The 13,479-nt window shown below is 40.2% G+C and carries 13 protein-coding genes and 2 pseudogenes; 11 read left to right on the top strand and 4 right to left on the bottom strand.

Going from position 1 to position 13,479, the window contains the following annotated elements:
- Positions 1 to 621 precede the first annotated feature (621 nt).
- From J5X91_RS11345 to J5X91_RS11300, 10 genes and pseudogenes are all read left to right on the top strand, one after another.
- Complete coding sequence (locus tag J5X91_RS11345) at positions 622 to 1,926, top strand: sugar MFS transporter (RefSeq protein ID WP_208834878.1); 1,305 nt, start codon at positions 622 to 624, stop codon at positions 1,924 to 1,926.
- Between the two features lie 74 nt (positions 1,927 to 2,000).
- Positions 2,001 to 2,150: pseudogene (locus J5X91_RS11340) on the top strand (DDE-type integrase/transposase/recombinase); the annotation flags it as partial.
- Positions 2,151 to 2,253: 103 nt separating this feature from the next.
- A complete protein-coding gene (locus J5X91_RS11335) occupies positions 2,254 to 2,550 on the top strand; it encodes an IS66 family insertion sequence element accessory protein TnpB (RefSeq protein ID WP_208834877.1) in 297 nt (98 codons plus the stop codon).
- A gap of 5 nt (positions 2,551 to 2,555) precedes the next feature.
- The gene (gene tnpB, locus J5X91_RS11330; protein WP_208834876.1) at positions 2,556 to 2,897 is read left to right on the top strand and encodes an IS66 family insertion sequence element accessory protein TnpB; all 342 of its coding nucleotides are present in this window, start codon (positions 2,556 to 2,558) and stop codon (positions 2,895 to 2,897) included.
- Between the two features lie 86 nt (positions 2,898 to 2,983).
- Positions 2,984 to 3,316 (top strand): hypothetical protein, encoded by a 333-nt coding sequence (locus tag J5X91_RS11325; protein ID WP_208834875.1) that lies wholly within the window; start codon positions 2,984 to 2,986, stop codon positions 3,314 to 3,316.
- Between the two features lie 65 nt (positions 3,317 to 3,381).
- The gene (locus J5X91_RS11320) at positions 3,382 to 3,621 is read left to right on the top strand and encodes an IS66 family transposase zinc-finger binding domain-containing protein (RefSeq protein ID WP_244363846.1); all 240 of its coding nucleotides are present in this window, start codon (positions 3,382 to 3,384) and stop codon (positions 3,619 to 3,621) included.
- A gap of 51 nt (positions 3,622 to 3,672) precedes the next feature.
- A complete protein-coding gene (locus tag J5X91_RS11315; RefSeq protein ID WP_024596032.1) occupies positions 3,673 to 3,969 on the top strand; it encodes a hypothetical protein in 297 nt (98 codons plus the stop codon).
- Entirely contained in the window at positions 3,966 to 4,319 is a 354-nt protein-coding gene (tnpB, locus tag J5X91_RS11310; RefSeq protein ID WP_208834873.1) for an IS66 family insertion sequence element accessory protein TnpB, read from the top strand. Before J5X91_RS11315 ends, tnpB (J5X91_RS11310) begins: the two co-directional genes overlap by 4 nt.
- A gap of 70 nt (positions 4,320 to 4,389) precedes the next feature.
- A complete protein-coding gene (locus J5X91_RS11305) occupies positions 4,390 to 5,913 on the top strand; it encodes an IS66 family transposase (RefSeq protein ID WP_208834872.1) in 1,524 nt (507 codons plus the stop codon).
- Between the two features lie 26 nt (positions 5,914 to 5,939).
- Positions 5,940 to 6,869, top strand: a pseudogene (locus J5X91_RS11300) (IS66 family transposase); the annotation flags it as partial.
- Between the two features lie 279 nt (positions 6,870 to 7,148).
- Here J5X91_RS11300 and J5X91_RS11295 read toward each other — a convergent pair.
- Together J5X91_RS11295 and J5X91_RS11290 are read right to left on the bottom strand one after the other, a co-directional pair.
- The gene (locus J5X91_RS11295; protein WP_208834871.1) at positions 7,149 to 7,763 is read right to left on the bottom strand and encodes a hypothetical protein; all 615 of its coding nucleotides are present in this window, start codon (positions 7,761 to 7,763) and stop codon (positions 7,149 to 7,151) included.
- Between the two features lie 449 nt (positions 7,764 to 8,212).
- Positions 8,213 to 9,733, bottom strand: a complete 1,521-nt coding sequence (locus J5X91_RS11290) for an aldehyde dehydrogenase family protein (protein ID WP_208834870.1) — start codon at positions 9,731 to 9,733, stop codon at positions 8,213 to 8,215.
- A 185-nt stretch (positions 9,734 to 9,918) separates the two neighbouring features.
- Here J5X91_RS11290 and J5X91_RS11285 point away from each other — a divergent pair, with 185 nt between their 5' ends.
- Positions 9,919 to 10,821 (top strand): AraC family transcriptional regulator, encoded by a 903-nt coding sequence (locus J5X91_RS11285; RefSeq protein ID WP_208834893.1) that lies wholly within the window; start codon positions 9,919 to 9,921, stop codon positions 10,819 to 10,821.
- A 110-nt stretch (positions 10,822 to 10,931) separates the two neighbouring features.
- Here J5X91_RS11285 and J5X91_RS11280 read toward each other — a convergent pair whose 3' ends face one another.
- Both J5X91_RS11280 and J5X91_RS11275 read right to left on the bottom strand, forming a co-directional pair.
- Positions 10,932 to 12,254 carry a carbohydrate porin gene (locus tag J5X91_RS11280; protein ID WP_208834869.1) on the bottom strand — a complete coding sequence of 441 codons (1,323 nt, stop codon included), beginning with the start codon at positions 12,252 to 12,254 and terminating at the stop codon, positions 10,932 to 10,934.
- Positions 12,255 to 12,933: 679 nt separating this feature from the next.
- Positions 12,934 to 13,329 carry a hypothetical protein gene (locus J5X91_RS11275; protein WP_033012968.1) on the bottom strand — a complete coding sequence of 132 codons (396 nt, stop codon included), beginning with the start codon at positions 13,327 to 13,329 and terminating at the stop codon, positions 12,934 to 12,936.
- Between the last annotated feature and the right edge of the window lie 150 nt (positions 13,330 to 13,479).

The raw sequence follows: 13,479 nt of genomic DNA, 5'->3' as shown, positions 1-13,479 counted from the left end.
CTAAACCTCTATAGTCGTTTCTTATGCTGCGTTCTCGTCCATTGGTGGGAATCAATTAGAGCCTATTTACTCTAACCGTTTCCTTAAAAGTAAAACATATCTCAGCGAAATAAAACTCTGCAAATTATGCCCCTGTGTACCTGAGAGAAACACTGACTAAGCTCATATTTTAACAAGTGCTATTTCATTAGCGTAACGTGATGAATAAATAAAGTTATTGAAACTGCACAAGCCTTTATTTCAAGTCTAAAGTACTAAATATAAGCTTAATCATCGAAAATAAATAAACAACAAAGTTAAATTAATGTGATATGTATTAACAAAACATCATTGAAAGCAAATGAAAGTTATGTATAATAAATATAAAGTGTAGTGGGTATTGAATTCTATATGGGTATTCCTTGATATAAAATAATAGCCATATCGCCTTACGAAATATGAGTTTTTAGCTTAGCTTCTGCTGTTTTTTAATTACATCAATAAAAGAGATTACATATCGGCGTTTTAAAAAATAGACCAATAATTTAAAAAGATTAACCTTGAGCGAAAGACTTTATAAGCATGTGAATACAAAAATCTGACGCTATATACTTACAAAAAAAATAAAACTAGGAGAATATAATGGAATCTGTTTTAAAAGCGGATCAGAAGCCAGTTTCAACGCTAATGCCAATGACAATAATTGCTTTACTATTTTTTATCTTTGGCTTTGTTACTTGGCTTAATGGCTCACTCATACCGTTCTTGAAAGTGATCTGTGATCTCAGCACATTTCAGGCATTGTACGTTACACTCGTTTTTTATATCGCCTATACAATAATGGCATTACCGTCGTCTTGGCTGCTTGCGCGTACTGGATATAAAAATGGTATGGCTTATGGCCTAGCGGTGATGGTAGTCGGCACTCTAATGTTTATTCCTGCTGCAAGCACTGCAAATTATCTGTTCTTTTTATCTGGGTTATTCATCCTAGGTACCGGACTTACCATTTTACAAACAGCCGCTAACCCCTACCTAGTTATTTTAGGGCCAAAAGAAAGCGCTGCAATGCGCATTAGCCTGATGGGCATTGTCAATAAAGGCGCAGGAGTTATTGTGCCTTTAGTATTTAGTGCACTGATTTTGTCAGACTTAGGAGATACCTCTGAACAAGCTCTTGCTGCCCTTAGTGAACAACAACTTCAAGCTTTATCAGATCGCCTAATCATGCCCTACCTTTGTATGGCTGGAGCATTAATCTTTCTTATCGCACTGGTTAAATTTTCATCTCTCCCTGAAATAGAGCCGCCACAGCAACAAGAGAATAATGACAAGTCGGGTATTATGCAATTTCCACAAGTCATTCTTGGGGCTATCGCATTATTTGCGTATGTAGGTGTTGAGGTTATCGCCGGTGATACTATTGGCTTATTCGGTTCTGACTTAGGTATGAGTAACTTTACTACCCTAACATCTTACACTATGGTGTTTATGGTAATCGGTTACATACTTGGTGTTATTTGTATTCCTAAATATCTTAGTCAAAAACATGCACTGATTAGCTCTGCCGCCTTAGGTATTATTTGTGTAGTTGGCATAGTGACAAGTTCACCAAACTCATCATCAATTAGTGAAATTGTATGGGGGTTTACAAGTATTTCGGTGGTTCCCAACCCAGTGTTTTTTGTTGCATTAATGGGGTTAGCTCACGCACTAGTATGGCCGTCAATCTGGCCGCTAGCACTTGATGGTTTAGGACGATTTACCGCACAGGGTTCTGCTCTATTAATTATGGGTATTTCTGGTGGTGCATTATTACCCATGATTTATGGTGCTATCGCTGAATCAAATAATACACAAGATGCCTACTGGGTCACCTTACCTTGTTATTTGTTTATTTTATTTTATGCACTTAAAGGGCATAAAATGCGTGCATGGCGCAATTAATAACCTATTATCTGAAAATCCACTGCATCTTAGCTCGTCAGTGGGTTTTTAATAACAAGTGTAATGATCAACTAATACTGTGTGGTGATGTGACGTATCTTTGGACAGGCAATCGCTGGGCTTATTTAGCGGTCGTTATCGATTTATTTGCGCGTAAAGTCGTTGGTTGGGCAATGTCGTCGTCGCCAGATACTAATTTAACGCTAAAAGCGCTTGAACTCGCAACCGACAGGACTGATGTTCCATTCGTAAGCGTCTAGCAAGTGCGCCTGCAAGTAACTCGTCAAAACGATTAAGCTACCCCTGAATTTCAATTAGGAGATAGCTATGAGAAAAACACGTAGCCTTGAGCAATGGCGTAGTATTATAGAAGCGCAACAATCGAGTGATTTAACTACCACTGAGTATTGTCAGCAAAATACTTTATCAAAAACAACTTTTTATGCCGCAAAAAACAAGCTAAAGGCATTACCTGGCAATTTTGTTCGCTCCAAAATCACTAAACAACCTGACGTTATCAAGCCGCAACAGCCGATAACCCTCACTGTTGGCAAAGTAAAAGTCAGCTTGCCATCAACAACGCCTGCAACTTACCTCAGCCAATTGTTACGCGAGTTTGCCTGATGAAAATGTTTGTTGAACCCGAGCGTATTTATTTACACCGCGATGCGGTGGATTTTCGAAAATCGATTGATGGTCTGGTCGCCATCGTTGAAGGCGAGCTTGAACGTGATGCCTACACTGGCGCGCTGTTTTTGTTTTGCAACAAAGCGAAAGATAAACTCAAATTAGTGTACTGGGATAAAACAGGGTTTGCTTTGTGGTATAAGCGACTCGAAAAACAAAAGTTCAAATGGCCAAACAAAGCCACTTTGCAAGAATTTGAACTCAGCTCTGGGCAACTGGATTGGTTGTTGTCGGGATATGATGTGCTTGGCCATGAAAAATTGCAGTATCAATCTATGATCTAATTAACAGTAAACGATCATTGCCACACATCCGTTTTTATTTGCCCTGCAAACGAGAAAAGTGCATAAAACTTTGTTAAATTGCAGGGATGAAACTTGATGCACACTCACTTCCTGATGACCCAGAACAACTCAAGCGCATGCTGCTTGAGTTGCAACATGTCGTCGCTAAAAAAGATGAAGAGTTAGCTAAAAAGGATGCGCAAATTCACGAATTGCTGCAAGCTTATAATGCGAAACTTGCCAAAGAGTACGCTAAGAAATCAGAAAAAATGCCGGGGGCGGGTGAAGTATTCAATGAAGCAGAAGAAACGCTTGATGAGTATGATAAAGCGCAATTGGCCACATCGCCCTCAGTAAAGAAAGAAAAAGCCAAACCGAAACGAAACGCCGCCCACTGCCGGCGCAATTACCACGAGTAGACGTGATTGTTGACCTCGATGAGGATGAAAAAGTATGTGATTGCTGTCAAAGCACCTTACATAAAATGAGTGAAAGCAGCAGTGAAGCATTAGAGTTTGTGCCAGCACATATCAAAGTGATTAAAACGATTCGCCCGAAATATACATGCCGTCACTGTGAGCAAGAAGGCATTGATTGTGTGGTGAAATCCGCCCCGATGCCCGCATCACCCATTCCAAAAAGTATTGCAACGGTCAGCTTGCTGAGTCAAATAATCACGTGTAAATACCAGTTTGGCTGTAAGCGTCCGAGCAACGACACCTAGCAGAGTGGATTTAATTAATTGAAAATACCGTCAGTTTCTACTGGAGGTATTATGCAAAAAAGAACCCTTAATGACTGGCAAAAATTGATTGAGCAGCAACAAACCAGCGGCTTATCTATTGTCGCATTTTGTAAAGAAAACATGTTACCCACTTCAAACTTTTATAAATATCGGTCTAAGTTACAAGACGCTGCAAAAGCACCTAAATTGGTGAAAGTGCAAAACAAAGCCATTCCCCATAAAGTGAATGCCTCAATCACGTTATCTCATGGTGAAACTCATTTAACTATACCAACCTCATCTGAGCCTACATGGGTGGCTAATTTAATAAAGGCGCTGCAAGCATGAACATGTTTATTGATGTGCCCGACGTGTACCTTTGCAATCAGTTTGTCGACTTCAGAAAATCCATTAATGGCTTAGCGGCCATTGTTGAAAGTGAACTCGAACTGTCAGTGCTATCCGGTGCCGTGTTTGTTTTTTGTAATAAAAGCCGAGATAAGCTGAAGATATTGTATTGGGATAACACAGGCTTTGCCCTGTGGTATAAACGCCTCGATAAGCACAAATTTAAATGGCCGAAAAATCTCAGCGCCGACACCCTAAACTTAACCGAGCAACAATTACACTGGTTATTATCTGGGTATAATGTCATAGGGCATCAACAAATCAACATCGAAAACGCTAGCATTATTTAGATCGTCGCGGGATCAATATTAACCATCGCATTAAGCTAGTTTACGGTAAAAAACATTATAAAATAAAAGGATGAACATTGATGTTAACTGCCTTCCAGACGATCCGGCTTTGCTTAAAAAGCTGCTGGCAGAGCACGCTGAAAAATTAGCGCAAGCGACTGCAAGAAACCGGTATCTAGAGGAACAATTCCGCCTAGCGCAACAAAAACAATTTGGTAAAAGTGCCGAAGTCTTTGACGCACAAGGTGAATTGTTTAATGAAGCCGAAGACATCATTGAGCAACTTGATGAGCTTGCTACGCAAGAGATTAGCTACACTCGCAAAACACCAAAGCGCAAACCATTACCCAAAGACTTACCCCGTGAGCAAGTGATTCATGACATTGCCGAAGAAGACAAGTTGTGTAACTGCTGTGGTAATGAGTTGCATAAAATGGGTGAAGACGTCAGCGAAAAGCTCGACTTCGTTCCCGCAAAGATAAAAGTCATTGAGCATATTCGCCCAAAGTACGCGTGTCGTGAATGTGATAAGTCAGGGTCGAATAACAGTATTAAACAAGCCAAGATGCCAAACATGGCCATCAACAAAGGCATGGCCACGTCCAGTTTGTTAAGTCAAATCATCACCAGCAAATATCAATATGCACTGCCACTGCACAGACAAGAGTCGATGTTCAAGCAATACGGCATTGAGCTTAGCCGTAAAACCATGAGTGACTGGGTACTCGCATCCGCTACCTTGTTTGAACCGCTGATACAACGACTGAAACACGCGTTACTTAAACAGCCTGCGATACATGCCGATGAAACGACGGTCAATGTGGTCAACGCCGACAAAGTAAAAAGTTACATGTGGCTATATTGTACCGGCACGGATTCGCCATCGGCTATAAATAAACACAACTCAATACCAAACATTGTGCTTTACGACTATCAAAATAGTCGGGCAGCTTCCTGTGTGGTTAATTATCTGGATGGCTATTCGGGCTATTTACAGGTTGATGGTTATCAAGCGTATGCACAAACGCAATCCACACTAGTTGGTTGCTGGGCCCATGCACGTCGTAAATTTATAGAAGCAAAACACGTGCAGGGTAAAAACAAGACAGGCAAAGCCGACGTAGTCTTGAGTCTTATTCAAAAACTGTACGGCATTGAATCAAAACTCAACGATAAAACACCAGAACAAAAGCATGAAATAAGGCAAGAGCAAGCGAAACCTATTATCGATAAACTGCATAAATGGCTAGAGCAAAACCAGCCACGTTTAGTCGGGAAAACCAAGTTAGCAGAGGCAGCAACCTATCTCGCTAATCAATGGCATAAACTTATAGTTTATCTTGAAAATGGTCAGCTTAATATCGACAATAACCGCGCCGAGCGCGCTATCAAACCATTTGTTATTGGCCGTAAGAACTGGATGTTTAGCCAAACCTCACGCGGGGCAATAGCAAGCGCTCACCTATACAGCATCATCGAAACTGCAAGATCCAACGGCTTAACGCCATTTGATTACATCATGCATTGCCTCGATGAGCTTTGTCAGCCTGAGCCAGACATAGAACAATTATTGCCTTGGAATATCAATATCTAGGTGATGATCACCGGACGTTTACGCTTGGCTTACCGCTTTATCGCCAAGAAACAATGTTAGGCGATATTGGTATAGAATTAAGCAGACAAACCATGTCGAGCTGGATGCTACGTTGTGCACAATTGTTGTCACCCCTGTATCAACGCTTAAAAGAGGTGTTGTTATCGCAAGCAGTTATCCATGGCGATGAAACCCCGTTAAACGTCATTAACGCAGATAAAGCGACAAGCTATATGTGGCTGTATTGTTGTGGTGATGATAAACCGGGTAAAAGCACTAATATTGTCCTGTTCGATTATCATAACAGCCGTGCGGGCCAATGTGCGGTTGATTTTCTTGATGGTTACCAAGGCTATATGCACGTTGATGGCTACAAGGCTTATGAGCAAACCCAGGCAACACTGGTTGCATGCCTTACTCATATGCGTCGTAAATTCATCGAAGCGAAAGGCAATAATAAGAAAACAGGCAAAGCGGATGTAGCGCTCAACCTCATTGGCAAGCTCTACGGTATTGAGCAAGCCATCAAAGATAAACCAGCCACAGAGAAGTACACTGTTAGACAACAAAAAGCCAAACCCATTGTTGACGAGTTATACCAATGGCTGCTCAAACACAAAGATAAAATCCCGCCCAAAATGGCGCTAGGTAAAGCCATTAACTACGCGATAAATCAATTTGAAAAATTCCGGCGGTACCTTGATGATGGCAGACTTAAAATAGATAACAACCGCGCAGAGCGAGCCATAAAACCCTTCGTGATAGGGCGAAAAAACTGGTTGTTCTCAAATACCAGCAAGGGTGCACATGCCAGTGCGGTACTTTATAGCCTTGTTGAAACTGCGAAGGCAAATAACCTTGTGGTGCATGACTATATTTCTAGTTGCTTACAGCACCTAGCTGAGCAACCTGATAACCTTGAGCCGCTGTTACCTTGGAACATTAAGAAAGGCTAGGTGTCGTTAGCTAGACGCTTACGATGGAATTATCCATCTAAATTTATGGCCTGGTTCTTCTTTTTCCGCCATATTTAACTGGTTACTTGCAATAGATTGAAGCGGTATTATTTCAGGGCATTCAACAGTTATTTTTACTTTTTTGGTACGACTCAAAGGTAAACTCTCCATGTAAGCTAAAACGCCCATATTAACGGGCTAAAAATTGTGGTCTAAAATGAGAGAGGCACGAACGAGTGACCACTGTTTTTAGTCCTGTTAAATTGCTTGTTAGAATGTTTACACACATCTTGCAAGTTCATTTATAGTCATACAAACTTCTCTTACATATTTCCCTGAAACTAAAACACCTGACTTAGTGACTTCAATTTCTTTGTGCTGAACTTTAGGCTTAAAGCCATGTACTATTGAGTTTCTAATCTCTCTTACATTGTCATTCAAAAATATTACAGAACGATGAGATGCCAATCCTGCTCCATCAATTTTCTCTAGCCATTTTACGTAATAAATAAAAATGGATTCTTTATTACCTTTCTTTCTAAACCTTATGTTTTTCTTGGCGCTGAGCTCTTTTACAATATAACCCAACGTATCTTCCAGCATTGTCCAAAGCATTAATAATTGAGATTTACGAATATAATTAGGCAAGTCTTGCTTAAATGTAGCATCTAAATCATATTGGTCATTACTGATGTTTGATACTGATACTTGATCAGTATATTCATTCGTTTTTATTCCTTGCCCGCCAACTACAAGCTTTTCTGAAAACTCTGAAATATAGTTTTCTAACTGGTAATCTTGTTGCTCAATAAATGCCATGATAAGAATTAACTCTTGGCTCAATCCTTTTCGTAAACAGGCTTCCATATCAACTTTTTTTGAAAATACACTCATATATCAATCCTGGTAACTCAGTAATACGCACTTCATTCTAACAGCTTATTGAACACCACTATGGGGGTTTATAACACCCCAAAACGGCGTATATTACATAGCTTAATAATTCCATCAAACAACTCTAATGTAAACAAAATTACGTGTGTAATAAAATTACCCTTGTTTAAATACCTCAGAACGACTTTTAATAATGTTATCCGACAAAGCCGCAACTATTGCCAATTTATACAGTTATTAATTATAAATTTAGCTTGTGTGAAATACCCTTTTTTAACACTGAAAAAAGAACACATATATAATAAAAACATGCAAAAAACACGATTGGTGCTAAGAGCGATAACGCGGCTGAGTCGTTTTAAATTCATTAAACCAATGTACAAAAAAGCGCTGCAAATATGCAGCGCTCATTACTTAATGGTTGTTGTATTTAAGTTTAAACTTTTTGATTAAAAGAAGCCGAGCGGATCTTCGCTATAGCTTACTAATAGGTTTTTAGTTTGTTGGTAGTGACCCAGTGCGAGTTTGTGGTTTTCGCGACCAATACCTGATTTTTTATAACCGCCAAACGCGGCGTGGGCCGGATACATGTGGTAGCAGTTTGTCCATACACGGCCTGCCTCAATTTTACGCCCCATACGATATGCTTGGTTCATGTTGCGGCTCCATACACCGGCGCCTAAACCAAATTCAGAGCTATTGGCAAGTGCCAACGCTTCGGCTTCGTCTTTAAAGGTCGACATTGAAATAACCGGGCCAAAAATCTCTTCTTGGAATACCCGCATGTCGTTGGTGCCTTTTAATAGCGTAGGCTGAATGTAATATCCGCCGTTAAGATCATCGCTTAACTGCTCTACGTTACCACCAGTAAGTACTTCGGCACCTTCTTTTTTACCAATTTCGATGTAGCTTAATATTTTATCGAATTGCGCTTTAGACGCCTGCGCACCTACCATGGTTTCGGTATCTAGCGGGTTACCGCGTTTAATTTGTGCAGTACGCTGTAAAATACGTTCAATAAATTGCTCGTAAATATCTTCTTGAATAAATAGTCGCGATGGGCAAGTACATACTTCACCTTGGTTAAAGTAGGCCAGTATTGCGCCCTCTATTGCTTTAGATAAAAACGCGTCGTCTTTGTCCATTACATCGCTAAAGAAAATATTGGGTGACTTACCACCTAGCTCTACCGTTGATGGAATAATGTTTTCGGCGGCGCATTTTAAAATATGTGAACCCACTGGGGTAGACCCCGTAAAGGCGATTTTAGCAATACGGGTGTTAGTAGCCAGGGCTTCACCTGCTTCTTTACCAAGGCCATTAACTACGTTGAGTACGCCCGCTGGCAGTAAGTCGCCAATCACTTCCATTAACACTAAAATAGAGGCAGGGGTTTGCTCTGCTGGTTTTAGTATTACACAGTTACCCGCAGCTAAGGCTGGGGCAAGCTTCCACGCTGCCATTAGTATTGGGAAGTTCCACGGAATTATTTGCCCAACTACACCTAACGGTTCATTAAAATGATAGGCAACGGTAGTTTCATCAATTTCACTAATACCGCCCTCTTGTGAGCGCAGGCAACCTGCAAAGTAGCGAAAGTGATCGGCGGCTAGTGGAATATCGGCCGCGAGTGTTTCGCGAATTGCTTTGCCGTTGTCCCACGTTTCGGCAACTGCAAGTAACTCTAAGTTTTGTTCAATACGGTCGGCTATTTTTAGTAATACGTTACTACGATCGGTAACCGATGTAGTGCCCCACTGCGCTTTTACTGCATGGGCTTTGTCGAGCGCAAGTTCAATGTCGTCTTTGTCGGAGCGCGCTACTTTGCAAAACACTTTGCCGTTTACAGGGCTAATATTTTCAAAGTACTGGCCGTTTACTGGCTTTACCCATTCTCCACCAATGTAGTTTTCGTATTGCGCTTTAAAGGTAATTAGTGCATCTTTTTCGCCTGGATTTGCATAAATCATAGTGACACTCTCTTGTTGTTATTAGCTAAAAGTCGAGCTATTAAATAAGTCTTTTTGCTTTATATTTAATCAAGTGCTGTTTTATAATTAATCAGCATTGATTGACATTAGACTATCAAACACTTAAAAGCATGTATTGCTGTCCACAAAAGTTGTCTATGAGTCCAGATTTAAAAGGGATTAAAATGCATACTCCGCAATTAAATAAGCAACGTCAGCAATTAAAGGTGCTAATTGAAAATAAAGTGACCTTTGCTGCCGATAATAGCGAGCTAAGTATTTACGATACTTATCAAAATGCGCAAAAAGTAGCTTTGCATTCAAAAGAATTACTTTTTTGCGCCATGCTTAGTGGTAAAAAGGTAATGCATGTAGAGAGCTGCCAATATCATAAGGCATTTTTACCTCACGAATCCTTTGTATTAGCACCAGAGCAAGGGGTATTAATTGACTTTGAACAAGCATCTTTAAGCGCGCCTACCACCTGCCTTGCCATAGAAATAAGTACAGATAAAATAACGCAGGTGGCTAATGCACTCAATATTGAGCAACGCTTTGCCAGCGATGACTTATTTGCCTATACACCGCAGCTGGTACATAGCCAACATAATAGCCAAACCCAACAACTTTTAGCGCGTATGGTGCATTTATTTAGTGAGCCAGACGAGCAACGAGGTTATTTAATCGACTTATCGTTAAACGAGCTTATTACCCGTTTGCTACAGCAACAAAGTCGAGATTTATTACTAAAACATGGCAATAATCCGCAGCTTAAAACACCGGTAAATAATGCTTTGCAATACATAGAAGAGCACTTAAATGAGGCATTGGATATAGAGAGGCTGTGTAAAATTGCCTGCATGAGTCGCAGCAAGTTTTATCAACAATTTAAGTTGGCGTTTGGTACTAGCCCAGCACTGTGGCAGCAGCAACTTAGGCTTAAAAAAGCCTATAGTAAATTGTTACAGGGGCGCACGGTTAGCCAAGCATGTTATGAGCTGGGTTTTAATTGCCCTAGCCATTTTAGCCGATTATTTAAACAAGCCTATGGCGTACCACCAGCAAGCATTGCCAAAAAAAACCATTAAGTGATGGTTTAGATTAATTTTATAGCGAGGTTAATTAACGTTTCGTAGGCACTAAATGCGCCTACGAAACTTATTTTATTGTATTTTTTATGGCGCATTAATACTGAGTATTAAAACCAAATTTCAACCTGAGCGCCTGCAACTAAGGCACTTTCGTCGCCCTCTTTGCCTGCAACACTTAACCCAGACTCTTGCCCAGCAGCCTTGTTCCAATCAAAGTTACTTAGATAAAAGCGTAACGATGGACGCGACCAATATTCGGTAGAATCGGCTGTTGCTTGTAATGCTAGCGCATATTTCATGAGTGTTTGCTCATCATTTTCAATGCCATTGGTTTTAGTTTGATAAGCGTTATAACCCACTTCACCAAGCACACTCCAATGCGGCGATATTGAATAATGCGGGCGCACACCAACACTTTTTAGGGTGTGGTAATCAGATGATTTTTCGTACATTACCATGTAATCTAGTTTGAATTTTTCGGTAATATCAACTAAGCCATTATTAAAAATACGAAAGCCACTTGAGCTGCTATCTGCCGCATAATCAAAGCTTCCGCCATCAGTACCGGCAGCGCCTGGGTTTTGCGCCATGGCTCCTGTTGCGTATTGAATCACTGTTTTTTGATCAACATTGCCTAACTGCTTTTGCCATTGCACTGTAAAAGTTCTGCCATCGGTAAGCCCTGCTTCATCAATTGCATCATTTACAAATAAGTTTTGCAGTGCAAATACCACTTTACCCGCATCGCCTACATCCATTTCATAGCGTACGTCGGCCATAAAGTTTTGATAGTTAGTATCTGCAGTGGCTTTGTTACCTGTAAGTTCGCCCTCGCCACCATAAGTGATGGCAGCAAGATGCAGCTTATCGGTTTCATTTACCGTAATGTCAGACACACCCACGCCGTTACCCGAGCTTTGCATATGTTTGTAATCTAATATATGTACGCTACCAACTGCCTTATCGTAATAATATCTGCGGCCAATCCATAGCGTACCATTATCGAGTAAGTTGTCTGTTTCTACATAAAGCTGCCTTGAGCGTCTAGACCACTCCTCCGTTGCGGTTGGATCTCTTGAATCCCCGGCAAAGTCCATCATAAATACGGCTTTAAAATTAACCCCATTTAGCTGCTGTTTTTTAGTCAGCTGAAACTCGCTGTAGTCTCTGCATTCGTTACCTAAGCGATAATAAACCCCATCATTTTTAGGGTAGTTTAGTGAATAACAAGAGCCATTATTTTTACTGCCACTCCCTATAATGGTGTTTGTACCTGAGCGAAAATACCCATTAAATTCAAACCCATTATCCAATTCTTGCTTAGCTTTAGCGTCATCCTGCGCTTGCATTTCATTATTAATTAACTGTTTAACGTATGCAATATCTTCATCCGATAAACCAGCGGGGCGCTCTGCTGCGTGAACACTCATTGTAGCTGCGCATAATATTGAAAGTAGTGATAAAGAGGGTTTAATTCGTTTGTTATATTTCATGTTTACCATAGTCGTTGTGGGGTTACATTAAATGTATTTGCAGCGCTATTTAATTAAAATGCAGCCGTAATTTAGCTAAGCAGTGCTGGTTGCTAGCTACAAATACGAAATTAGTTACTTCTAAAGGTGGAGTTTTTAGTTAACTTTGTGTCAGTAAAAATTAAAGGCATAAAGCCGTTAACTTTAAGCTAGCTATTTTGGCGCTAATAATGATCAGCTACGATAACTCGTAGTAAATGAGCTGTGATCAGTAATAACCAATTTGAAAAGGATTTTATCCAACCACTGGGGGTTATTCAATATAGCAAACAGCGATAGTATAAGATTTTACAGGGGTCACAAACCATTGATTAACAAAGGCAAACGCAAAGTAAACATAACAAAAACACAGAGGAAACAATGAGCCCACTTACTTACATTTCAGCATAAAAAACCACCGCGCAATAATTAAACTAATGACGAGTTTTTTGATCATCTGCGCAACTGTAAAATTAATCTGGTAGCTGTAAAACGAGTGTTAGGATGAAATAAAAGAAGAGTAAACAGAGTATAAAACGCATGGTAAGCTCCCTCAAAAGCGCTGCACTTAAACGCTATTAAGGGATAACGAGGGGATTTAAATCAAGCTAAAATAACTAAAAGCACATAAACTAATACCGGCTAATAACCATACTAATCCGTAGCTTTGCCAAAGTATTGCGTTATTATAAACCTGTTGCGGGTTATTTTTGTCAACTAACAGTGTGCAGGTTTTACCTTGTTTAAAACGGGTAAACATTTTTTCACGATATTCCACTAATACACTGTGCACCTGCCCATCAAAACGAAAACTCACTAGCATAGTTGGCTGATGCAACATTTCGGGTGCTGTTATTTGATTATTTGCCACGGCAGTTATTTGTTCTACCACACAAACCCGCCAGTGGCGTTTACTTACTTTACATTTTAACCAGCGTACAAATGGCAAAGTGCCAATTATTATAAATAAAACCCCCAACCACAACAGAGCCATACACCCACCTTTGTTTTTATTTTTATAGTTTACTAAACAACATACGCAGCAATCAAACTGCCTAGCACTTAGATTAATATAGCGCATTGGCTTTATTAAATACATGCTCAGATTACAAAGTTTTACCGCAAGCAACTTGCAGTTAACCTG

It is taken from the genome of Pseudoalteromonas sp. K222D, from assembly GCF_017653575.1.
GTDB classification, from domain to species: domain Bacteria; phylum Pseudomonadota; class Gammaproteobacteria; order Enterobacterales; family Alteromonadaceae; genus Pseudoalteromonas; species Pseudoalteromonas nigrifaciens.
The sequence above is the reverse complement of the archived record's forward strand: the minus strand, read 5'-3'. Positions and strand labels throughout refer to the sequence as shown.

What these genes read in the sequence shown, in the direction of transcription:
- tnpB (WP_208834873.1), top strand. Translation starts at nt 3,966, where the DNA reads ATGAACATGTTTATTGATGTGCCCGACGTGTACCTTTGCAATCAGTTT.
- J5X91_RS11335 (WP_208834877.1), top strand. Translation starts at nt 2,254, where the DNA reads ATGAGAAAAACACGTAGCCTTGAGCAATGGCGTAGTATTATAGAAGCG.
- J5X91_RS11320 (WP_244363846.1), top strand. Translation starts at nt 3,382, where the DNA reads ATGAGTGAAAGCAGCAGTGAAGCATTAGAGTTTGTGCCAGCACATATC.
- J5X91_RS11305 (WP_208834872.1), top strand. Translation starts at nt 4,390, where the DNA reads ATGAACATTGATGTTAACTGCCTTCCAGACGATCCGGCTTTGCTTAAA.
- J5X91_RS11285 (WP_208834893.1), top strand. Translation starts at nt 9,919, where the DNA reads ATGCATACTCCGCAATTAAATAAGCAACGTCAGCAATTAAAGGTGCTA.
- J5X91_RS11325 (WP_208834875.1), top strand. Translation starts at nt 2,984, where the DNA reads ATGAAACTTGATGCACACTCACTTCCTGATGACCCAGAACAACTCAAG.
- tnpB (WP_208834876.1), top strand. Translation starts at nt 2,556, where the DNA reads ATGTTTGTTGAACCCGAGCGTATTTATTTACACCGCGATGCGGTGGAT.
- J5X91_RS11290 (WP_208834870.1), bottom strand. Translation starts at nt 9,733, where the DNA reads ATGATTTATGCAAATCCAGGCGAAAAAGATGCACTAATTACCTTTAAA.
- J5X91_RS11295 (WP_208834871.1), bottom strand. Translation starts at nt 7,763, where the DNA reads ATGAGTGTATTTTCAAAAAAAGTTGATATGGAAGCCTGTTTACGAAAA.
- J5X91_RS11275 (WP_033012968.1), bottom strand. Translation starts at nt 13,329, where the DNA reads ATGGCTCTGTTGTGGTTGGGGGTTTTATTTATAATAATTGGCACTTTG.
- J5X91_RS11345 (WP_208834878.1), top strand. Translation starts at nt 622, where the DNA reads ATGGAATCTGTTTTAAAAGCGGATCAGAAGCCAGTTTCAACGCTAATG.
- J5X91_RS11315 (WP_024596032.1), top strand. Translation starts at nt 3,673, where the DNA reads ATGCAAAAAAGAACCCTTAATGACTGGCAAAAATTGATTGAGCAGCAA.
- J5X91_RS11280 (WP_208834869.1), bottom strand. Translation starts at nt 12,254, where the DNA reads ATGAGTGTTCACGCAGCAGAGCGCCCCGCTGGTTTATCGGATGAAGAT.